Here is a 23,956-nt window from a genome sequence, read left to right as displayed (position 1 = left end):
ACTATCTTAAAAATTTATCAAATATATAAACTAATTGTAACAAAGTAATATAAGAAACACTCACCAGCATCAAAGTTTTTGCAGCTTTGGCAGTTCTTAATTTGTATAATTGCACTCCATAATAGAGCATCCAAAGCCCCAGCAAGAACACAATAATAGCTGCTATAGGCGTAATAAATAACTGACCTGTATAACCCAGAACTGGCAAAAGCGAGGCTATAATAAGCCAAACCGTATATAGAATGATCTGTAAAGCGGTTGATTTATCTTTTTTTCCAGTTGGAAGCATAAAAAAACCTGCTTTTTCATAATCTTCATATAAAAACCATCCGATAGCCCAAAAATGTGGAAACTGCCAGAAAAACTGAATTAAAAACAACGTACCTGCCTCTATACCAAATTCTCCCGTTGCTGCAACCCATCCCAACATGAAAGGAATTGCACCCGGAAAGGCCCCTACAAAAACCGACAATGATGTCATGGTTTTCAATGGGGTATAAACACTTGTATAAAGAAATATCGAAATAGCACCAAACATGGCCGTTTTAGAATTGATTGAATACAACAAAACAATTCCTACAATAGTAAGAAGGCTTGCAATGATCAATGCTGTACCAGAAGACATTCTCCCAGCCGGAACCGGTCGATTTTTTGTCCGATCCATCAGAGCGTCTAAATCTTTCTCAATAACCTGATTAAAAGCATTAGAAGCGCCTACCATACAATACCCCCCAATTGCCAGTTTCAACAACACCATCCAACTGAAGGAGTGGATATCAGTAATCCCAAGCATAAATCCTGCAACAGATGAAAACACGACGCTAACAGCGAGGCGGGCTTTGGTTATCTCGCGGAAATCAATATAAACAGATTTTAATGAAAGTGTATTTTGGGTTGCGTTCAATGCTAGTATTTATTTGCTTTGTAAAAACTTTTGCAAAAGTAGTTTATCAAAAGGGATTTGACAAAAAACAATTCATAAAAAAGCTTCTTTAGAAATAATACTGATGCTAATAATCAAAATACCAATTAAAAACATCGGAACGTATTCCTAATGTAAACCAATTAGTACTTTCATTAAAGGTTGTTGCCGTATTTTTTGTGGGATCAAAATTTCTATAAATATAGCTTCCAAAAAGCTTCAAATTGGTTGCTGGGTTTATCAAATATCCCGCTTGTATATCCGTAATAAAAACAGCTGTTTTATTTCCCTGACCTACTTTTACACCGCTGTTTGATGCTCTCTTTTCATCATAATCCTTATAAATATTCCCTCCATAGTTAGAACTGTCTTCTGTAGTATCAAAATCCAATCCTCGAGTACCCATCGTTATTTTTGCATCAGCAAAGTATCTGTCTTTATGATATCGGGCAATTACTAAAAATTCTTTGAAATTTCCACCCCATTGATGTCCTACACTCTGATTATTATGCCCATAATTTGTAATGGGACTACTATGAGAATAGACATAAGGACGCACGTGGTTGTACTCTAATTGCAGTATTAAATTTTCAACCTGAAATGCATTGTAATATTTAACACCTAGCTGATACCCAAATTTATTTTTCCAGCTATTATCCCCTTTTTTAATATCTCCAAGAGAAAATTCATCAAGAAGAAACTGTCCGTATGTATTAATCTGATTACTCCATTTGTATTTATAAGTCAACCCTAAAAGCGCATTCCCACTTCTAGCTGAGGAGGCGAATTCAACCGAACGATAAAAAATAATTGGATTTACAAAGTTCACATCAAATCCTCTGTTATTAGTGTCAGTCCAAATTACCGATTCAAAGAAACCCAGATTCAATTTATTTGACACATTCCAACTCAAATAATGATTTGCCATAAATTTGGTGGCATAGGTTCTTTCGAGCGTAACCTCTGGACGAACATCCTTAAGCCACATGTATGTATTGGTGTATTTAATTTTCCAAAAATTAGTGTTTATTTTAAAATACGGATACGGACTTGCCCCGTCACTTTCTAATAAAGAGCGGTATCCATCCCCTATAAAATTTCTTCCGTAACCCAATTGTAAATCAAAATTTTTACTGGGCGCAAAAGTTATATTGGCTTCTGCCAATGGGAAATCATACGCATCTGTTTTAAAATCTTTAGCAATCCCCATACCCGGAATAATCGCAGGATTGCCACCCGCTGGCTTTATAGATTCGGCATAACGATTGTAATAATCCGCAAATCGCCCCTGACTTTCAAAAACTGTCGTTGTGAAATTAATTTGCTTTCCTAATCCACCACGAAAATTAATTCCACGGGTATTCACATACGTGTAATTTGCTTTAGTCTGGGATGCTTTGCCAACTTGTAAGTCCAAAATAGGATTCAAAGTAAACCAATAGCCCTCTCCTTGGATTTCAACTGTACTCTCATTCCATAATTTCTTGGCCCACCAGCCCGAAACATTTTTTTTGAGCTTATCATTTACTGTTTTAAGGTCATAATATTTAGAAACCTCTACATAAGTATAAGGTTTTGATGCCGTATGATTATTGCTACCCACTTGATTTAAAGAAGCATCAAACTGAGAATAATAACTATATGAAAAAGGAATACTCAAATGACTTTCGAACTGTGGGCTATTGAATTTTTTATAAACAATACTATCTAATTCGGTAAGTTGCTTTGTTTCACTTGGCAAAATTTCTGCACGAGCAAGTGCTTCTGAAGCCAACTGTTCTGGACTTTTTAAAGGGATAGTAATTGCAATTGTATATTTAGAGTATGTAGGCTTCCCATTATAAGTTGATGGTTTAATCTTTGGAAACGCTCCAAAAACTTTCTTAGTTTCTTTTATTAAATCCTCCTCTGTAGCATTTACATAAATTACTTTGAAAACACCGTTACCGTCAACTTCAAAAAGCACTTCTACGCTACCTTTGAAATTATTTTGTTTAAGATTTTCAGGGACTTCAAAATTTTGAAATACAAAATTTTGCACTTGATAATAAAAACATTTTTCCAACTCCTTAGCTTGCAAGTTTTCACAATTCATAAAAACAGGAAACCTTTCGGCAGAAACACTCGACTGAGTCGAACTAATGTCTTGCGAATAAATAAAAAATGAATAAAATGATAAAAGCAATGTTGACAAACCTTTTTTCATGTTGTTTTCTTTGTAAATTTAGTAATCAGTTGGTGAATTTTGCCCATCCGCAATTGCTTTTGCTCCCGAGGTTCCAATTCGCTTTACGCCCAATCGAATCATCTCAACAGCTTCCTCATAAGTCCTTACTCCTCCAGCTGCTTTTACTGGAAGTGGCGAAGCATTTTCCAACATCATAATTATAGTTGGAATTGTAGCTCCATTTGGCAAACTATCTACTGTTTTATAAAATCCTGTAGATGACTTTACAAAAACCAATTGGTACAATTCTTCTTTAAAATTTGAAATAACGATATTTTTTATCAAAACGGACAGTTGAATAATCTGTTTATCATCGAGAGCCGCTACTTCGATAATCCATTTTACAACTTTATTATTTTCAAGTCCAAAAAGCGTACATTTTAGAACTTCATCTTTAACCAAATCAATATTCCCATTTTTGAATGCTTCGTAATTACAAACGAAATCCAAATCATCGGCTCCATCTTCAATCGCTTGAATTGCTTCCGCAATTTTCACCTCTACACGAGACTTGCCTTCCGGAAAATCAATCACTGTACCTATTAGCAAACTTGAGTTCGCCTTAGTAATCATTTCTTTGGCAGTAGAAACCATATTTGGCCGAATCATTATAAGCTTAAAATGCTCATCGATGGCTTCTTGAATAAATTTCTTAACAAGAATAGCATTATCAGCTTTACTAAGTCCTGCCTGTATTGCTGTTTTTAAATAAGTAGAATCTAAATATTGTTTAATATTCATTTTTCTTATGGTTACATGATATTGATAAAATTTAATTAGCAAAAATACATTTTAATTTCACATTTAAATACTATTATCAACTACTTCGTAAAGATGCAATCTTATTTATAAATTCTTGATTATAAAAAAATAAATCATTTTTTAAATAAAAAAATCCCACCGAAGTGGGATAGTAATCCATATCAAACTCTATTTAAGTTCGTGTACTTTTTAAAAAACAAAATGACGCAAATGGCGAGAATCGCTCCCGATAAATTTGCTGCCACATCAAACAAATCTCCTTTTCTAGTTGTGGTAAATAACGTTTGTGCTATCTCGATTGCTATTCCAAAAAAAATGGAAAAAACAAATGAAAGTAACAAAGGCCTAAAAATAGTTAAACTATTGAATTGCTTCTTAAAAAATAAAAACCAAAGCAATGTAAACACAAAATGAAAAGAGGAATGAACAACTTTATCCAGATTCGCAATATGAACGGCGGGTATATCGCTTGATTTAATCAAACAAAAAAAGATTATTAATCCTGTCCAAGATAAAGCTATCCAAAAATAGAATTGTTTAGACACCAATAAGTTCTTTGTAAGATTCACTTGAAAGCAAAGAATCAATTTCTGCTTCGTTTGTGATTTTTATTTTTATCATCCATCCGGCCCCATAAGGATCAGAATTCACGCTTTCCGGTGTGTTTTCTAATTTATCATTAAACGCAATAATCTCACCTGATAATGGAATAAACAAGTCAGACACAGTCTTAACAGCTTCAACAGTTCCAAAAACCTCATCTTTATCTAAAGTCTGGTCTAAAGTTTCCACTTCAACATATACGATATCTCCTAATTCCTTTTGTGCAAAATCAGTAATTCCTACTGTTGCAATATCACCTTCAATACTAATCCATTCGTGATCTTTAGTGTATTTTAAATTTGCTGGTATGTTCATATAAATACTAATTGATAATTATTAATTGATAATTGAATTTTAGGTGACAAATGTAACAATCTCAATTCAAATCTTGTTTAGATTTTAAAAAAATTAATTCCCAAAATTATAACGCATCGTAAATCCTGATCGAATATTTGTTAAAGGAAAAGAAGTTGATATTACTGCTTTTGAAAATGAATGATCGTAGTAGAAAATTGCCGTCAAATTTTTACTAAAAGCATAATCTGCTGTAATTTTTAAAGACCAAATATTTTGACCTCCCGCCAATTGATTGTTATCATAATCTAAATACCTAACAATCGTTTGATTGTTTCGATACGAAAGATCTCCTTTTATGTTAATGTCACTTTTTATGATTCCTGTTGGATTGTCCGCCAATCTGGAGGAGAAAATAACATCTTTAAATCGGTAACCAAGTCCAACAATATATTCAATTCCTTTTACTTCTGTTAATAGATTATTATCAAAACTCATAGACAGCGCCCGGTCTTTCTTTATTTCGGTTAGCACTTTCAATGAGCTTTTCAGTTCAAAATCCATTCTAATAAGTGGACTAAACTGCTCCACTAAATTGATGTTTGACATAATTGTGCTGTTGAAAAAATTACCACTTGCATCGACACCGTTTGGTGTTTTATCATATTCAAAATTAGATCTAAACGAATTAATAGTATAAGAAGCTCTATAACCGTGTTGCATTGAAAAGCGTTTGAAATTCTTTTTGAAAAAAGCATAACGCATCAATCCATTGTATTTTACAGCCCAATTTGGTATTGGAAAATTTCTGAAAATTCCCAGTGAAACATCCGTTGCATTAGTTCCTGTATACGCCGCTAAAAAAGCTGGTAATAATACCGCTTGATTATTTTTTCCATACCCTAAAGGATATCCTTCGGCATCTAGATTTGCCGGATTATTGATATCTATCCCGCGCTGCGCTGCCAATCGATTCGCAACTGCTAGTCTATTATTTCTAAAATCGTCAAAAGCTACAGATGCATTTTCATCACTAGTTGAGAAAGATGTTTTTATTAAGACTGTAGAAATTGAAAAAAGACCAAAACTGTAGGGAGATCTCGAATTATATTGCCCATCAGTTACATCATATTGTTCTGAAAAATTCTTAGAATACGCTCTGTCTAATGACAAATCGATTTTTAAGTCAGGTAATAAATCTACATTTGCCGTAGCTTTAAATAATTTATTGGTTACTTGTGAATAATTTTGATTAAAATTAGGATAATTAGTAAGCCAACCGTTCTTAGCAGCTTCATATCGCACATCATCCTGGCTTCCAAAAATAAATCCTAATGACGGTCTCGATGAACCAAGGAACCCCACACTTGGTGTATATCCTGGCAATATCGTCCCACTGTTCTCTGTATAGTTCATCTGGATATTTTTAACACTCGTTAAAATACCCATCAAACCATCTAGAAATTCATTGCTCTTTGCAATTTGTTGTGTATTTGTATTCACCACTTTTTCTCCGGGTTTCGGTACAGTCACCTTAGGTTTAGCAGCTGCTTTATTTGTATTTTTTGATAGTCCCAAATACTTATAAAGCGCATCCATATTGAATGTAGCATTCAAATTATTTGAGCTTGCATTTTGAACTGTATTTCCTAAATTATAGCTATTCCCTTCAATTTCTATTTGAGACAATGCATTAGACGCACGTTGCCAACTATAATCACCTGTGTAAGAATAGTTCGCTTTTATAAAACTAAATAGCGGAATTTTATTAATTGGCAACTCATAATTCACTACCAATTGCTGCATGTGCTGATTAGGATCTCCAATATCCCAATAACTATCCCAAATTGTAAAAGTATCAATTGGTTCATTATTTTCGTTTAAATAACTTTTGACAATATTACTGGAGGAAGCCGTATAATTTAATTTTAACGCTTTTGTCAAATTAAAATTAAACCCATACTGATAATTGAAAGCAAAATTTCTTCTGTACAATGGATCAAGACCAATTCCTTCTACATCAACTTGTCTAAATTGTTGACGATTGTACTGTCTAATAATATTGGTATTAAAAGATATGTTTGAAGGCAGATAATTAAAGTTGAAATCACTCAGTAGCTTCCAATAATTACTTTTCTTCATAAAAGCAGTTTTCTTGAACGGCTCTACTGGCTTAGGCTGAAAACTATAGGCATAATCGACAGATGAATTTGCATGCTGATCCACATAATCCTCGATTTCAAAATCATGACGCTCCACTTGATTAAAAGACTGTGAAAAAGTGAAATTTTCCGGATCATAAACGTGTTGTTTTTGTTCTGGTCTTCTTTCTTTTCTTACACCGATGAAATTGATACTTTGACGTTTCGTATAATCTGTGGCTCTACTTTGAATATTATCCCGTTCCGCTTTATCTGTAGTATTATTCAATAACTGTTTTAATTTAATATCTTGATTAAAAGGGTCATATTCTGGAGTAATCATTTCTTCCCCGATAGCATAATTGAACGGTAAATTAATTCCCCATTTTGGCGGTAATAATTTACCTAAATTAACATTCGTTACAATATTATATTGTTTTGTATCCTCACGATTTCTTTCATTCGGACCTTCTTCTAATGCTCCAAAACCTATGGTGCTTTTTTTACCTGTGGCAGAAACTGTGGCAAAATCAGCAAAATTTGAATCTACATTCAACACGGCAGCCATACCGCCCTGGTTATCCATATCAGCTAAACGAAGTTCATTAAACCAAACTTCTCCTTTAACATCTTGATGGGTTTCGTTACTTTTTACACCAACCATTAATGTTCGCGCTAATCCAAAATTAGGATTTCCTTTGATACCCAATCTCAGCTTATTATTTTTATTGGCCAAAGACGGATCTAACTCCTCTTCATTTTGATAATAGATTCCATCCAGCGGAAGTGTACTCTTATCAATGCTCATTGCCTGAATTTTCAATTTAGTCAATAATGCCAATGACAGATCAATTTCATTGTCTTCTGGCCAAACCGCTTCGGCACTCAGGGCCGAACAATCAGAACTCGAAGTTGAGGAAGGAACGGTAACTTTTAAGGGAATTTCTATTTGATAAAAATTCTGTGTGAAATCATTTCCAAAACGGATAAAACCTACCATTTGATTATCCCGAAGGACGATTTCATTTGGCAAAGATTCCGCATGCAAGAACATTTTCAATTTTTTGAACTGACGCATGTCAATACTCACATTTTTAAAAACCGCTCTTGAATCTTCTGGTTCCAGTCCGTTACCAGATACTCTTAAAGATAATGATTGCTCATTCTGGTTGATAACGGTATTATTATTATACAATTGCTCTCTAACAACCCCCGGAGGAGTGATATAATTTACGGGACATCTTTCATTATTTTCTTGAACATTAACTGCTAAAACATCTAAGGTCGTTTTGTCATCAGCAACATTTGTATCATTAAAATCAAGTGTATTGGTATATCTTCTCCATTCTCCTCTCACTAAATCTAACGCCCCAAAACGAACAGTCACTTGGTCATTAAAACCGGTCATAAACATTCTCATGAAACGGATTGATCTAAAATCAGAGATATTACCGATTGTGTTTTCAGGTTGCGAAACAGGAATTTTAAACTGAATCCATCTTGCGTCAGTTACAGCACCGTTTGGCAATGTAACTTGTGTACTTCTTATATCAGTTATGTAATTTTCCCCCACATTCATATTAGGCTTAACATCAATACTGTATTCATAATACGCATTGATAGTATTCATTGTATTGTCCCTATTAATATCTTCTACATCAGGAAATGTAGAAGAACCTCGATTAGGATCATTAATATCAACTGCGGAGTTTCCATCTACGCCATTGTATTTTTTATATCTGTCTAAAACATTTCCTGAGGCATTCAAATAATAAGTATAATCATCTGCTGCAGGATCCGAATCAGACGCATAATTATTGTAAATACTACCTTCTTTGACATTAGCCAAACCATCTAAACCAACATCCTGATTGGTTCTGTTATCTGCATTAGTATCAAAAGCATAAATTAAAGATTGTGATGCGGGTACATCTCCCCAAATGGATTGTGGATTGGCCAGTATCTGATCCGGACCAAGTCCGTTTTCATATTGTTTCCTTCCATCTTTTAATACATCCTCGGATACTTCACCTAAATTGAAATAAACTTTACCGGTGTTTGACTGCGGTATTTGACCAGTTCCTACATATGGATCTAATACCCAAAATTGAATATATTCAACGTTTCCTTGTTCGAAATTAGTAGAATTTAATGATCTCATAATTCCCCCAAAATTACTTGTTGGGTTTGCAGAAACGTTAGAACTATTATTATACGGACCTCTATCAGACGGATAATAACTTAAATCCAATGTATTTACAACTTGGGATTGTCCCTGTGCAATATCAGTTAAAGGATACAACTCTTCACTAAAAATTCTTCTGGTTGTATTAAAAGACAATTCTTCATTTGTAATTCCGGATGGTTTTTGAGTATAAAAAACTGGGTCAATTGAATACCAAGCCAACTTGGCTCTTTTAAACCCATAACTCAAATCATTAGCATTGCCATTAAAATCATACGTGCTTCTGGCGTTTTTCTCCGGAGTCGATGACAAACTCCAAGCATATGGAGAACGCATATCAATGGTCGATTGAGAGCCTTCAAAATCATCCACATAAATAGTGGATTCTCCCTCAAAACGATCTGCTTTTGGCGAATCAGGTTTCAAAAATGCAATCTCTCCTCTTATAGAAAGATTCGAAGGAACATCAGTATCTAAATTTGGTAATTTATTCACTAATCGGGTCAAAAGAGGAACTTCAGTAGAAAAATTGGAGTTAAACCCAAAAATGGTATTATTTACAGATTCCTGACCAAAACTGGATTTTTGGGTAAATGGTTTCTCCGTCATTTTTAAAAAAGTCGCTCCAACCAAGAAATTATTAGAAATTTTATGCTCTACATTTACACCCATAAACCTTCTGGTTTGCTGACCAAAAATAGAATTATTTTCCAAAGACACTTCAATAGGTGTATTGGAAGCTTGAAGAGAAGGATCTAAAATTTGAACTCTCCCCAATTGATAATTCACACTATAATCAATTCCTTCAACCAAAACCCTTCCTCCAGCAGTTACTACAACTGAACCTCTGGGAACATTGAAAGCACCAATTGGGATTCCGTCACCGCCTGAGGATTTATACTTCCCTCTTAATAAAAATTTATTCTTTTCACTGTCTTGTAAAGCGCCAGATTGTGTGTTGCGATACATGTTTCTAAACACGTATTTCTTTTGATTAAGATTGTATGTATTGGCATCATTATAATTTTCTCCTGAACCGGTGTTTGATAATTTAGAAAACAAGAGTTCTCCAAATGGCTCTTTGGTGGTGAATATTATCCTACCGTTTTGAGCGTCAATCGTTAAGCCTTGCATAAAATCAAAAAAACCATCACCCCCAGTTTGTGGATCATTATTGTAATTCAGTTTATCTAAATTAAATACTTTTAACAAAGGAGTTTCTGCTACTTTATTTTCAGGCAATGGATTCGGCGGGAAAGGACTTCCCGCAACTTCTGTAATGTAATTTAAAGCTGAAGGATCTGTATAAAGGATATTAAATCTGAAGTCTTCCTGCTTCACTTGATAAGCCCCAGGAATCTGATAAATATTTTTCATCATCAGGTTCCACACCGGATTCTTAACATTGGTCAAATTACTTTTCAGCATTTTCAATATCAAACTTTGCGTTATAATTGCCTGAGTTGAATTGTTACTATTTCCTGTAACAACTGTCGCATCAACTCCGTCATTACCAAATTCTCCCACTTGATAGACTTTATCCCCAATTGTATATTGATATGCTACAGCTAAAACCTCATCATTGGCTAGTCGTTGTTGCAATGAAATATACCCTAATTGTGCATTAAAAGTATATTCATTAGGATTCAGTTTTCTTGCATTTTCTAATTTAGAGTAGTCTTGACCTTCACTTACAGTAACATTAAATCCAGAACTTGAACTAACAATTTCTCGTATGTTATTATTCAACAAACCAGTTCCTGCATTTATTTGTGCAGGATCGTAATCATTATTTGAATTATCAGAAGGAGAATTGACCGGATTATTAAATATCCCCGTTGATGGATCCAACACAACAATTTCATTATCATTAATTGGAATCCCTCGTAAATCCGTTAATTGCCCTTCTCCTAAATCCTGAAGTGCAATAATATTTCTTAGATTGTTGTTTGTTGTGCTAACTCTGTTTTGCTTGTTGGTAACCCAAATTTCCAATCTTGAAATCTGAACTCTACTATCAATAAAAGGATAATTTTTTAGTGACGCATCGTATTTGTTTCTAAAATATTGAGACAAGAAAAAGTGTCGGTCATTATCATAATCTAGCGCATACAAATCAAAGTCCTGAATCGTTCCGCCACCTTGAGCAATTAAACTTTTAGTTTGGGATTTTTGTTCCGAAAATATACCGGTAATAGTAGTTTTTCCAAATTGTAATTGTGTTTTTACACCAAATAAACTTTGCGCTCCCCTAATTAAAGAGCTATTCAAAGGCAAACTTACATTTCCAACTTCAATTTTCTGAATAATATCATCCTCCGAGGGTGCATATTCTAACTTGATTAGATTTTGAAAAGCAAAAGTAGACTGGGTATCGTAATTAGCGTTTACATTGAGTCGTGTTCCCACTTTTCCCATTAAGCTCATGCTTATCCTTTGATTAAAATCAAAAGAGAGATTGGATCTGTTTCTAGGAGAAAATGAAGGGTTATCTTGTTTGGTATAACGCATACCCAAATCCATTTCTATAGAACCAGTTGGTTTTACATCAATCGTATTACTTCCAAAAATGGACTCAAAAAGCCCGGATTTCACATAATACCTTGGTAATAAATCTTTTTTAGCAGCTTCACTGCCTTCTTTTTTTCCATCAATAGCATCTACTTTTTTCTTAAAATAATCTCGCATAGATTCTTTCAAAACCAAGTTTTCATACTCTTTTGGAGTTAAAATAATAGGATAGTTGATTGAAAATCCATTTACAGAATTGGTATAAATATACCTATCCGTAACAGGATCATATGTGTAAGCAGAAAGAACACTTTGAGGATCTTTTAATTGGACTTTCCCTGTAGAGAAACCCGTATTAATTGTATCCTGAGCGACCGGTGTTACCTGAGCTTGCGATACAAAACCACAAAATATGACTAGCAAAAAAATACAAATTTTATGCATATAATCCGTGTTTTGAGTACCTTTTATAAGTTCTTTAAAGCTTTCTTAATAATCGATTCAACAGAAGCATCTGGATCCTCTTTTACAATTTTTTCGATGATTCGTTCTGAAGTTTTTCGAACAAACCCTAAGACCTCCAAAGCAGATAACGCTTCATCTCTATTTGTATTGCTTTGTGACATAGAAACTTCGTCTAAATCATACAATTTCAATACTTTTTCTTTCAAATCAAGTATTACTCTTTGTGCCGTTTTACTACCAATTCCTTTTATAGATTGAATTGTAACTACATCGCCTGATGCAATAGCGTTTGTAATTTGTTTTGGGTCTAATGATGATAACATCGTTCTGGCTATACTAGCCCCAATACCAGAAACTGACAATAATAATTTAAAAATTTCCCTTTCTGATTTTTCTACAAAACCAAATAAAGTATGCGCATCTTCTTTTATTTGAAGATGCGTATACAATTTTATAAATTCAGTATTTGGGAGTAAAGAGTAGGTATGCAAAGATATGTTCACATGATACCCTACACCGCCACAATCAATAACTACCTGTGTTGGTGTCTTTTCTACTAATTTTCCTGCTATATGTGCAATCATCTTTTATAATATATGTCACCAAATATAATAAAATTAGCACATAATTTTGTTAAATTCTTTTGTTTAAATGCTCTTCTAATCAAAGAATCATCTAATTTACATTGTTTTTTTCTTCTCTTTTTCTTGAGCGTCAATTACAGCAATAGCGGCCATATTTACCATTTCTTCTACGCTTGCACCAAGTTGAAATATGTGAACTGGTTTTCCCATTCCTAACATGATAGGTCCTATTGAATCTACTTTATTCAGTTCTTTCAAAAGTTTATAGGTAATATTAGCCGATTCTAGATTCGGGAAAATCAAAGTATTAACTTTTTTACCTGCTAATTTAGAAAACGGAAACTTTGCCTTCAACATCTCCGGATTTAAAGCAAAATCAGCTTGAATTTCACCATCAATAACCATTTCAGGATGGTTTTTATGCAAATAATCCACTGCTTCTCTCACCTTAGTCGCACTTTGATTTGTAGAAGAACCAAAATTAGAAAACGATATCATCGCAATTACTGGCTCCACTCCAAACATTCGGGCAGTTTTTGCAGTCATAATGGCAATTTTAGCCAAATCATCTGCAGAAGGATTTATATTAATGGCGGTATCCGATAAAAACATCGGCCCACGACTCGTCATCATCATATTTGTGGTGGCAACAAGTGAAGCACCATGAGCTTTTTCAATAAGTTGCAACATTGGTTTTACAACAGATGGATAACTTCTGGAATGTCCTGTAACAAGCGCATCAGCTTCACCTTCATTGACCATCATGGCCGCAAAATAGTTTCTTTCACGCATTAATTTTTGAGCATCTAATAAAGATATTCCGCGTCTTTGTCTGGACGACCAATAGGTTTTGGCAAACTTATTTCTTCTAGATTCCTCTTCTTTTATTTTTGGATCTATAATTTGAACATCGGCATCAAAACCTAGCTCTTCTTTTAATTCTAAAATAATTTCTTTGTTCCCCAATAATATTGGAAAACCGATACCTTCTTCTAATACAATTTGAGCTGCTTTAAGCACATCTAAATGATCTGCTTCCGCAAAAACGATTCTTTTTGGGTCCATTTTGGCCCTATTGGTAATCAACCGAACCATTTTGTTGTCATTTCCCAATCGGTCTAAAAGTTCCTCTTCATACTTTTTCCAATCAGTGATAGGATTTAACGCTACTCCTGAATCCATAGCTGCTTTTGCCACAGCAGGCGCCACTATAGTTATTAATCTTGGATCAAATGGTTTAGGAATAATGTATTCTTTTCCAAAAACCAATTTAGTCGCTCCATAAGCCACGTTTACTTGTTCAGGAACAGATTCTTTTGTTAATAAAGCTAACGCTTTAACAGCGGCCATTTTCATAGCTTCGTTTATTTTGGTTGCACGAACATCAAGCGCTCCTCTAAAAATATAAGGAAATCCAAGGACATTATTTACTTGATTAGGAAAATCAGATCGTCCCGTGGCCATGATAACGTCTTTTCGGGTAGCAACAGCAAGATTATAATCAATTTCCGGATCTGGATTGGCCATCGCAAAAACGATTGGGTTTTCTGCCATTCCCATCAACATTTGTGGAGACATAATTCCTCCAGTTGATAAACCTAAAAAGATATCTGCCCCAACTAATGCTTCTTCAAGACTCATTGGTTTTATGTCTCTGGCATATTTTTGTTGCAAAACAGAAAGAGAAGGATTGTCTTTCGTCAAAACTCCTTTACTATTAAACATCAATATATTTTCAACTTTTACTCCTAATAAAACATATAAATCGGCACAAGCTAAAGCTGCAGAACCTGCTCCTGAAACGACCATTTTCACATCTTCTGATTTTTTATTCGCTAGTTCTAATGCATTCAACAAAGCAGCTGATGAGATAATCGCAGTTCCGTGTTGATCATCATGCATTACGGGAATATTCAGTTCTTCAACCAATCTTCTTTCTATCTCAAAAGACTCTGGAGCCTTAATATCTTCTAAATTAATTCCACCAAAAGTTGGTGCTATATTTTTTACTGTTTGGATAAATTCCTCAATATCTTTTGTTCCAATTTCAATATCAAACACATCAATATCAGCAAAAATTTTAAATAACAATCCCTTACCTTCCATCACTGGCTTGGATGCTTCAGGACCGATATCACCAAGTCCTAATACTGCTGTACCATTAGTAATTACAGCGACTAGATTCCCTTTTGCAGTATATTTATAAACATTATTAACATCTTTTGCAATCTCCAAACAAGGCTCGGCTACACCAGGGGAATAGGCCAAAGACAGATCTCTTTGTGTTGCATATTTCTTAGTAGGAACTACCTGAATTTTACCAGGAGTTGGCTTTGCGTGGTATAATAATGCTTCTCTTCTTTTGCTATTCTTGTCCATTTTGTTAGATTTTGTACTGTTACAAAGATATAAGACTTGGTTTAAAAAGTCAGCTTTTATCCTATTCTTTTATAAACAACAGATAAGTCCTGCAGATATAAATAAAAATAGCTGCAAAAATTTGCAGCTATTTTTATTTATTGAACTATTTAACTTTTATTGTGTGATATATGAGTTTAAATGTTGAATTGTATCTTTTTGGATTTCAATTATTGCTTTCACAACATCGCTTATGGATATAATTCCTATTACAGTATCGTTTTCTAAAACAGGTAAATGCCTCACTCTTTTAGTACTCATTAATTCCATACAATAATCTAAATTATCGGAAGGATTTACTGTAACAACATCTACCTCCATAATTTCATGAACAAAAGCTTTCTTTGAAGACTTAGCTTTCAAAACAATTTTTCTGGCATAATCTCTCTCAGACAAAACACCTTTCAAAATTCCATCTTCGATGATAAGAATCGCTCCAATGTTTTTTTCGCTCATCACTGTCAATGCTTCGTATACAGTGTTAGTGGAAAGTATGGAATAAACTTCCTTCCCTTTTGTGCTTAATATTTGATTAACAGTCATAATAGATAAGTTTAATTTATTATAAAGTTAAAAAAAATAGTTATTCAAATGCTCAATTTAATTATTTATTTCACATTAAAACAATTCATCGGGCGAAGTTAGCTTATTTAGTTCTTGTTTTAAATTATCACTCAATATTTGCAAACCGTATTGATAGGATGCATTCATCCAGCCAAATCCTTCCTTAGCGATGTAATCAAATTCAGTTCCTACATTACCATATTCAGCAAAAACCTTATGTGAACTGATTTCTAAATCAAATTTTTCAGGAATGGTTCCGTTGTATTCAACCGCATTTTTAGTGATTAACCACAACCATCTGTAAATCATTTCCTGAGCCTTATTGAAACATTTATAGTTAATTAAACCCTCCCACAATAACATTTGATGTGGTGCCCAACCAAATGGATAATCCCATTGTCGTTGTGGAGCATCTTTTGAAAAACTATCACTACTGGCTTTGGTACTTCCTGTAATACCTCCGGTTTTAATAAATTGCGGCAAGGCTATTTCTACCAATTTTTTAGCTTGGTTTTCATTACACAAACCCGCCCATAAAGGAAAAAATGTAGTTGCTGCTTCAAATGGAAATTGTCTCTTATTTACAAAATCATAATCAAAATACATACTTAATTCCTCATTCCAACACAATTCATTAATTTTCTCTTTTCTAAAAAGTGCTTTCTGCTCCCATTCTTCTGATGTATATGTTACATCTCCAACTTGGAAAGTATTATTTAAATACTCTTTTATCAAGTAAGCAATGTCCTTTTCGTATTTATAAAGAAAACTATTGACATCCACCGAGTTTAAATTGGCACAGGTATTTATAAGTCTATCGGTTGTATCATGCCCACTTTCTCTCAAACTACGATCATGAACAAAATATACGTCAAGCTCCGCATCTACAAGAGTTCGGTTTAAATACTGTTTTTCAAACTCTCGAATTGGCAAATTATATTTTTTAGCATACGGCTCTAAAATATCATCAAAATGACCAGGTTCTACTTCAAATGGCATTCCCACTCCATCTGCTTTGTATCGATTTAAACCAGTTGGCGTTAATCTTTTTCCTTGGACCATCCAAACCGTATTATACTCCAAAATAACTGTTTCCAAATGGCTTCTCAACCATTCTAAACTGGGCACTTTCTTTTTTACAATTTCAATTAATAATGAAGAATACAATGGTGGTTGTGTTCTCGTTAAGTAATAACTTCTATTCGCATTTAGAATCTTGCCGTAATGTATGATTTGATATTTAAAATTTTCGGCAATTGACATTGCTTTTTCCAGTTGATTGTCAATTATCAAACCAACCCCTATAAAATAACTATCCCAGCCATACATTTCATTAAATCTTCCTCCGGGAACCACGAAAGGTACTCCTTGAAAACTGTATGTTTTTCGCTCTAAAGCTAAAGCCAAAATACCCGGTTTTTCATCCAATGTATCTACATATTCCATTGAGAAATTTTCGGGTAAAACACCTACTTTAAAATTCTGAAGTTCTTTTTCCAATTCCTGAAAATAGGCAACACCTAGCTTATCTTTTGCCGAAACATAAAGCGTAGGAACTTCATTAGTCGTTTTCTCATCCTGAAGAATTTGATCCAAACCTTTTCTATCAATAGTTCTGGTCAATTCATTCCAATAGTCATCTCTAATTTTTCTTGAAATTCGCTCTACAGGATTTTCTTGAATACGGCTCAAATCTATTTCCCCTTTATCCACTTTATTTTCTTTTAATAAAGCTAATTCTTGCAGTAAATTTGACAAATGATACGTTCCCTCAATAACAATTTCTTGTTTTGTATTTTCATCAACTAAAGCAAACTTTTTAGGTCCATTATCATCTTTAGTGATTTTTTTATCTTTATCGGTATCTTCTTGAAGTAATAATTCATGAAACACCTTGTCTATGTTAATTAAGAAATTCATATTTTAGAAGTAAGTTTTTTTAATAAAAAAAAGGAGATAAGCAGTAATGACATTGGAATTAAAGTATAGAAAAATGCATTTTCAGGACCTTCATTTTTGAACAGATAACCAATGGTTCTGGATCCAAGCGTACCTCCAAGAGCCGAGAAAACAACGATTAAACCTGTCATTGAACTGTGCAGTTTCTTTGGTAAAGCACTTAAGACCACCGAATTTAAAAGTGGATAAATAGGGGCAATAAAAAGTCCAACCAACGGAAATGCAAATCCTATTAATGGAATGTCGCTAAGTGAACTAATTTCTTTCACCTCTAACCCAACTGTTTTTGGAAGAACAAAAACAACAATCAGCATGGCCATCACGATACAAAAACTGAGTACCCAAATCCAATCAATTTTTTTAGTAATCACTCCCGCTAAAAGTCGTCCAACAGCTAAAGTAATTGCCAATATACTTGCCATCATTATACTAATGTTTTCTGGTAGATGCAGTACTTTACTATTAAAAGTAGGCAACCAGGACATTATTCCTTGCTCAATCATCACAAACAAAAAAGCACTAATTACGAAAACGATGGTAAGAAGCTTGGCAAATAATTTGAACATCTCTTTAAAATCACCTGCTAAATCTACTCCTGGAATTTCCGTTTGGTTTTCAAATTTAGTGAAAAATAAAAATCCAAATGATACTAATGAAATTCCAGCCAACAACCAATACACATTTAACCATGAATCTGGATTTGTATCAGAATTAAAAGCAGGAAATAAAAAGTATGCCAAGGCAATTCCAATCATAAAAACACCCTCAATACTGCTCATCAAGCTATTATGTTCTTTCTGATTTTCTGTAACCGTCCCAATTAGGGAATAAACGGAGACTTTAATCAAAGCAAAGGAGACACCAACAGTTGCAAAAAGTATTTTTGCAGTGTTAAACGAATTACCAAAATACATGTTAACACAAGCTACTGAAACCAATGCTAATCCAATCAGCATGGCCCTTTTGTACCCTATTCTTGGCAAAAATGACGCTATCAAAAAAGAAACTATCGCAATAGGCATATCCTTGAATGCTTCCAAAACACTAGCTTGCAATTCATCTACCCCGTAATTCGCTTGCGCTTTTAGTATAACAATCCCAACACTATTTAATAATATTGCAAAAACAAAGTAATTAAGATACATTGCAATTTTGACAGTGTTTTTTTTCATATTTTTTTTCTTAATTAATTTGTATAATTAGTATTTCCAATCTTTTTAGGTATGACAAATATTTATTTTATATTTAAATACTCAATTTTGATACGGGATAAAATTTAAAAACTCATAGTGCGTGTCAAACCATTTTCAGTATGGTTAATTGTAAATCCATAGGTTTGAAGGTTTGCCTTTAAGTGCGCAACTGAGATACCATTTACCCATTTGATATCTATAATTTCTACTACAGTATCATTGATTTCTACCTTACCTGAAAATGCATTCGAAGTATTTCTTAACCGAATAATGTCTAGCTGTTTACTAACAACTCCTGTTTTCAATCCCTGATCAATATCCGACATTGTCAATGTAGTGCGATTAATTTCTTTATGTCCGGCACTACCTCCATTATCTGCTGCTTCATAATTATTTTTACCGGCAAAAATATCTAAATACCAAACCTGCGGTATACCCGGCATAAACAATTGAATAGCTCTTGCAAGAAGTAGCTTTTGTTCGTCTTCTCCTAGTGCACTAAAAAAGGTAGCATTTATTTGATAATAGGAAATTTTATTCCCTGATGGATCGTAAAGATTTTTTACACGACCACCCCGTTCTATGATTTTATCCATGATGCCTTTAATGTCAGCATCTTCTAACAATCCTTTATTATAAGCACCATTTACCTCCTTGCCTTTCAAGTCCAAAACAGGTATTCCATCATGGCAACCAAGCATGTTTACTGTTTTATATCCTTTAGCAATAATTTCCTTAGCCCAACTCAATAAGGCTTTACTGGTTTTATTTTCGATGGTATGTATCGTTAAACCAGGTAAGAAAAAATCATAGATATAATAGCCTTCATTAGCTACCTCATCATGTAAATGCAAACCATATTCTGCGTGGATTTCTGGCAGTAACATCAAATTATTTTGTTCTGCTATTTTCTTAATACGCTCTAAATATTCCCAAGTTCCCGGTTTATTAAAAAAATTAGATTCCCCTACTTGTTTATGCAAATAGGCAAAAGCATCTAATCGAAGGATATTACAACCATAACCGTTTAATTTTTTTAGAGTCTCCTCATAAAATTCCCATACTAAAGGCGATTCACCATTGACATCCATTTGTCCTAAATAGGAACGCTTTTGTTCAACAATTTGTAAAATTTCTGATTTTAAAGGAGTACAATCTTTAAAATCAACGGTCTTGAAATCTTGATTATCCTTAATTGCGGCATTAAGCACGGCAACAATAAACTGACTTTTCTCTTCCGTTAAACCTTTTAGATTTTGTAAATCAACTACAGTAATTGGATTGTAGGTTATTTGCTGATAAAAAGTATTCCAATAAGGCTGTTCTGTACCATCGGGAAAACGTACTTTCAAGATGGGCAACCCTAACTTTCTCATAAACAATTTATTGAGAAATTCTGGTTCTGGAATTACAATTCCATCTTCATTCAGTACCCCGTTTCCCTCCCAGAATTCGTTCCAATTTATAAAAAAATCTTTAAATTTTGATTCATTACCGTATTGTAGTATGTCTTTAAACTGAGGGGAAGCTACAGAAAGATGATTTAATACGATATCAAACTTTAAATTTATATTGAGTTCTTTTAAATCGAGTAAATCTTTTGTGCCAACTAAATCGGCATTGATATCATAATCAATAATAGAAAATCCTCTGTCTAAATCGCTATTGAAAAAAGTGGGCAGAACATACAATAAAGAAAAAGTATCTTTGAATTCAGACATTTTAAGCATGCTTACAGTATCCGTTAATTTTTCTCCAATACTATCTGGATAAATATTGAGCATAACCCCATTACTGATCTTTTTATTATTTTCTTGCATCGTATTTTATAAAAGTTTAGAAAGGATATTGATGTTATCCGGCAATCGTCCTACATTTTGCAATTTCAAAGCCGCTAATTTTAAAGCGATGTCCAAACATTCATTAATTGATTTTTCCTTAATATAAGCGAATAAAAATCCGGACCAAAAAGCATCCCCTGCTCCTGTGGAGTCCATAACTTTATCAATTTTTATTGCTGGCATTTGTATAATATCTTTTCCTTTTTGAGATAATTTAACCCCTTTGCTCCCTAATGTTAAGCAAACAGTATCTACTCCTTGATGGTGAAAAAATTCAAATATCTCTTCATGTGGAAGCTCCTTCTCAAAAAGACGCAACATATCATCCTCACTAATTTTTATTAATGGATTGAACTTACAATAGGCATTGATAACTTTAAGAGCCTTACTTTTACTTTTCCATAGCTTTCTTGCATAGTTTACATCTATACTTAGCTTACATCCTAAATCGTATGCTTCTTGTGCTTTCTTTAAGATCGTTTTTTGTGCAGGATTTTTACTTAATGCGAAACAAGTAGTATGAAATATCTTAGTATTAGATAGTATTTCTGTTGAAATTTGTTCCTCATAAATACAACAATCCGCGGAACGGTACGGTATGAAATCTGGTGTTCCCTGAGACCTTGAAACAAAAATCACACTAGTTGATTTATTATCTAGGACTTTAAGGTGGTTTATATTCACTCCAACACTTGCTAAACGTTCCGAAATATAGGAACCAAAACCATCGTTCCCTACAGTTGCAACCATTATAGTATTTAACCCTAATCGCGTTGAATTCATAGCAACGTTAGTAGGTGAGCCTCCTAAATACCTATGATAATCTCTAGTATCATTAATTAGAACATCTTCTTGATGACCAATAAAATCTACAAGTACTTCACCAACACAAAGGATATCTATTTTATCCCTATTATTTATTTCATTATACACTTTATTTCGTTTTTTTTATTTTTATTAATAATGTGCACAGCGCAGCAATGACTAACAATACACCCGCAAAACTAATAGCTTGACGTGGATCGTTATCTAAAAAGTTTTTTAAAATATAACCAAAGGATAGGTTTTGAATAATCATTGGAATAACAATCATCATATTAATAATCCCCATATAAACTCCATAACGCTCTTTTGGGACAACAGCAACAACCATCAAATACGGAATACCCATCATACTTGCCCAAGCAATTCCGTAACCTATAATCACTGTAAAAAACACATATTGATTTTGTACTATTGGAAACCACAAAAAAGAAATTGCTCCTAATAAAAGACAACCAAAATGAATGCTTTTTGCACCGTATTTTTTAGCTAATTTCGCCAAATAAAAAGCTATTGAAAAAGTAACTATAAATCCAAAAGCGCCTATCAACCCATTCCATTCGACGGCTTTTTCATAACCCACTGTATTTTTTGGTGTAACATTCCATACTGACAAAGCAATACTTTTTGAATTATTTTGCCAATAACACATCATGGCATACCACTGAAATAAATAAACCAGAAATAGTTGCCACATCACAGTTGGCATTTCTAAAACCGCTTTATAGATATCGATGAAAGGCGAATAAAATTTTAATGGTTCTGCCTTTAAAATTGCTATTTCTTCCGCAGTTGGCGGGATTTCTTTAATTTTATTCATACTCCACCAAATGGAAGTAACCGACAGTACCGCTCCTAGAAAAAAGGAAGCATAAATCCAAGTTGGCAATGCCCCTGTGTAACCCACAAAAACAAGTGGAAATAGAAATAGAGAAATATAGGCCAGAAACTGTCCGAAACCGGTAAAAAAACTTTGAGCCTGAAAGCCTACGGGCTGTTGTTCTTCGTCTAACGTATCAGCAATAAAAGCGCGATATGGCTCCATTGCGGTATTGTTACCAACATCTAGAATCCAGAGTAAACCTGCAGCCATCCATAATGAACTGCTAAATGGGAACATAAATAAAGCGATACTACAAATTATTGCTCCAATAAAAAAGTAAGGTTTTCGCCTTCCCCATCTTGGATGCCAAGTTTTGTCACTCATCGCACCAATTATGGGCTGTATCAACAAGCCCGTTAACGGACCTGCAAGATTCAATATTGGGATTTGATCTGGACTTGCATGCAAAAAATCATATATGGGGTTTACAGCACTTTGCTGCAAACCGAAACTATACTGAATGCCAAAAAAACCAACATTCATATTGATTATCTGCCAAAAATTTAATTTTACTTTAAAGCTCATTCTAGTCGGTTAAATTGTTAATTATTTGTAAAAATAATTTTATTATTGCCAATTGAATATAGAATACAAACAAAAACGTTTTCGTAAGACCCGAAAACGTTTTCGACATATTTAAATTCCTTAAAAAAAAGCATCCCCTTATTCAGAAACAAACGGGATGATTACCTTAGTTTCCCATTCCAATTCATTTCCTCCATTAAAAGGATTTGCAAGAAAATGTTCTAGTGGTTTATTGTCTAACTTAATGTCATGCTCTTTCGCATAATCCAACAATGCAAACCATGCTCTGTCTGAAGTTCTGAAATTCCCATAATAGGTTGCTTTTAAACCTTTAAAAGCTGGTAATGTTTTGAATTTAACAATCTCATCTTCGATAATTTTGGTGCTCTTATCAATTGGAAAACAATAATTAAAATTGACAGTTTCCTTATCAAGATCCCAACTTTGAATTTCTAAATAAGGTCTTCCTATTATCTTAATATTATTTTGTTGCAAAAAACCAGTTATAATTGCATCATTTGCGATCATAGTTTGTGCTTTTTCCTGCAATATACTTTTCAAGTTTATGTACGCTACAAATGTTTCTTGAGAAGTACCTTCACCTTCAATCTTGACTTTAAAATTTTTTAAATGATTATTTAAGCCGTTTTTAAAATCGGTTATTTTTTTAATTTGTTCTACCTTAAACTTAGTGCTATAAAAAGGCGCCGTAAGTCTATTGAACAAACTATTATCGAAATCTTTTATGCCAACGGTTACTGCGGTTATTGAGTCATTAATGGATTTCATTTCCCAAGTATATTCCATATGAGAATTCCCTTTATTCATTTCTTGTTTGATAAAATCAAAATTTCTCTTTTCCTGAGTAGTATAATTTTCTTTTTGATTTACTAATTGATTGGCTGACCATTCCTGAACACCCTGAAAAACAGTTCCTGTAGCAGTATTAACCTTAAATGAAATACAATAATCACTTTTTTTAATAAATAAATACCAAGCTAAAAACAATAAAAAAAATGCACTAAATCCTATTATATATTTTTTTCTGACTATCATA

Annotated in this window: 15 protein-coding genes; all 15 read right to left on the bottom strand. The window is 33.5% G+C overall.

Annotation, left to right across the window (positions count from 1 at the left end):
• Position 1 precedes the first annotated feature (1 nt).
• The 15 genes from cyoE to ACM55G_RS04145 all read right to left on the bottom strand — a co-directional run bounded on the left by cyoE (position 2) and on the right by ACM55G_RS04145 (position 23,955).
• Complete coding sequence (cyoE, locus tag ACM55G_RS04215; protein WP_416842654.1) at positions 2-904, bottom strand: heme o synthase; 903 nt, start codon at positions 902-904, stop codon at positions 2-4.
• A 106-nt stretch (positions 905-1,010) separates the two neighbouring features.
• The gene (locus ACM55G_RS04210; protein ID WP_416842653.1) at positions 1,011-3,128 is read right to left on the bottom strand and encodes a gliding motility protein RemB; all 2,118 of its coding nucleotides are present in this window, start codon (positions 3,126-3,128) and stop codon (positions 1,011-1,013) included.
• 18 nt (positions 3,129-3,146) lie between these two features.
• Positions 3,147-3,890, bottom strand: coding sequence for a deoxyribose-phosphate aldolase (gene deoC, locus ACM55G_RS04205; RefSeq protein ID WP_416842652.1), 744 nt, complete (start codon positions 3,888-3,890; stop codon positions 3,147-3,149).
• A gap of 182 nt (positions 3,891-4,072) precedes the next feature.
• Positions 4,073-4,393 carry a VanZ family protein gene (locus ACM55G_RS04200; protein ID WP_416842651.1) on the bottom strand — a complete coding sequence of 107 codons (321 nt, stop codon included), beginning with the start codon at positions 4,391-4,393 and terminating at the stop codon, positions 4,073-4,075.
• A gap of 55 nt (positions 4,394-4,448) precedes the next feature.
• On the bottom strand, positions 4,449-4,829 hold the full coding sequence (gene gcvH / locus ACM55G_RS04195) for a glycine cleavage system protein GcvH (RefSeq protein ID WP_416842650.1): 381 nt from the start codon (positions 4,827-4,829) through the stop codon (positions 4,449-4,451).
• Positions 4,830-4,922: 93 nt separating this feature from the next.
• Complete coding sequence (gene sov / locus ACM55G_RS04190; protein ID WP_416842649.1) at positions 4,923-12,089, bottom strand: T9SS outer membrane translocon Sov/SprA; 7,167 nt, start codon at positions 12,087-12,089, stop codon at positions 4,923-4,925.
• A 23-nt stretch (positions 12,090-12,112) separates the two neighbouring features.
• On the bottom strand, positions 12,113-12,694 hold the full coding sequence (ruvA, locus tag ACM55G_RS04185) for a Holliday junction branch migration protein RuvA (RefSeq protein ID WP_416842648.1): 582 nt from the start codon (positions 12,692-12,694) through the stop codon (positions 12,113-12,115).
• A 96-nt stretch (positions 12,695-12,790) separates the two neighbouring features.
• A complete protein-coding gene (locus ACM55G_RS04180) occupies positions 12,791-15,073 on the bottom strand; it encodes an NADP-dependent malic enzyme (RefSeq protein WP_416842647.1) in 2,283 nt (760 codons plus the stop codon).
• Positions 15,074-15,229: 156 nt separating this feature from the next.
• Positions 15,230-15,655, bottom strand: a complete 426-nt coding sequence (locus tag ACM55G_RS04175) for a CBS domain-containing protein (protein ID WP_416842646.1) — start codon at positions 15,653-15,655, stop codon at positions 15,230-15,232.
• Positions 15,656-15,730: 75 nt separating this feature from the next.
• A complete protein-coding gene (locus ACM55G_RS04170; protein WP_416842645.1) occupies positions 15,731-17,596 on the bottom strand; it encodes a trehalase family glycosidase in 1,866 nt (621 codons plus the stop codon).
• Positions 17,593-18,807: an MFS transporter gene (locus tag ACM55G_RS04165; protein WP_416842644.1), complete on the bottom strand. Its 1,215-nt coding sequence runs from the start codon at positions 18,805-18,807 to the stop codon at positions 17,593-17,595. The genes ACM55G_RS04170 and ACM55G_RS04165 overlap by 4 nt, the downstream gene beginning before the upstream one ends.
• A 104-nt stretch (positions 18,808-18,911) precedes the next feature.
• Positions 18,912-20,648 carry an alpha-amylase family protein gene (locus ACM55G_RS04160; protein WP_416842643.1) on the bottom strand — a complete coding sequence of 579 codons (1,737 nt, stop codon included), beginning with the start codon at positions 20,646-20,648 and terminating at the stop codon, positions 18,912-18,914.
• A 6-nt stretch (positions 20,649-20,654) separates the two neighbouring features.
• Positions 20,655-21,602, bottom strand: coding sequence for a carbohydrate kinase family protein (locus ACM55G_RS04155; RefSeq protein WP_416842642.1), 948 nt, complete (start codon positions 21,600-21,602; stop codon positions 20,655-20,657).
• 1 nt (position 21,603) lies between these two features.
• Positions 21,604-22,899 carry an MFS transporter gene (locus ACM55G_RS04150; protein ID WP_416842641.1) on the bottom strand — a complete coding sequence of 432 codons (1,296 nt, stop codon included), beginning with the start codon at positions 22,897-22,899 and terminating at the stop codon, positions 21,604-21,606.
• A gap of 138 nt (positions 22,900-23,037) precedes the next feature.
• Positions 23,038-23,955 (bottom strand): GyrI-like domain-containing protein, encoded by a 918-nt coding sequence (locus tag ACM55G_RS04145; protein WP_416842640.1) that lies wholly within the window; start codon positions 23,953-23,955, stop codon positions 23,038-23,040.
• Position 23,956: the final 1 nt, after the last annotated feature.

Source organism: Flavobacterium algoriphilum (assembly GCF_048158655.1).
Taxonomy (GTDB): Bacteria; Bacteroidota; Bacteroidia; order Flavobacteriales; family Flavobacteriaceae; genus Flavobacterium; species Flavobacterium algoriphilum.
This window is presented reverse-complemented; position numbering and strand designations above follow the sequence as displayed.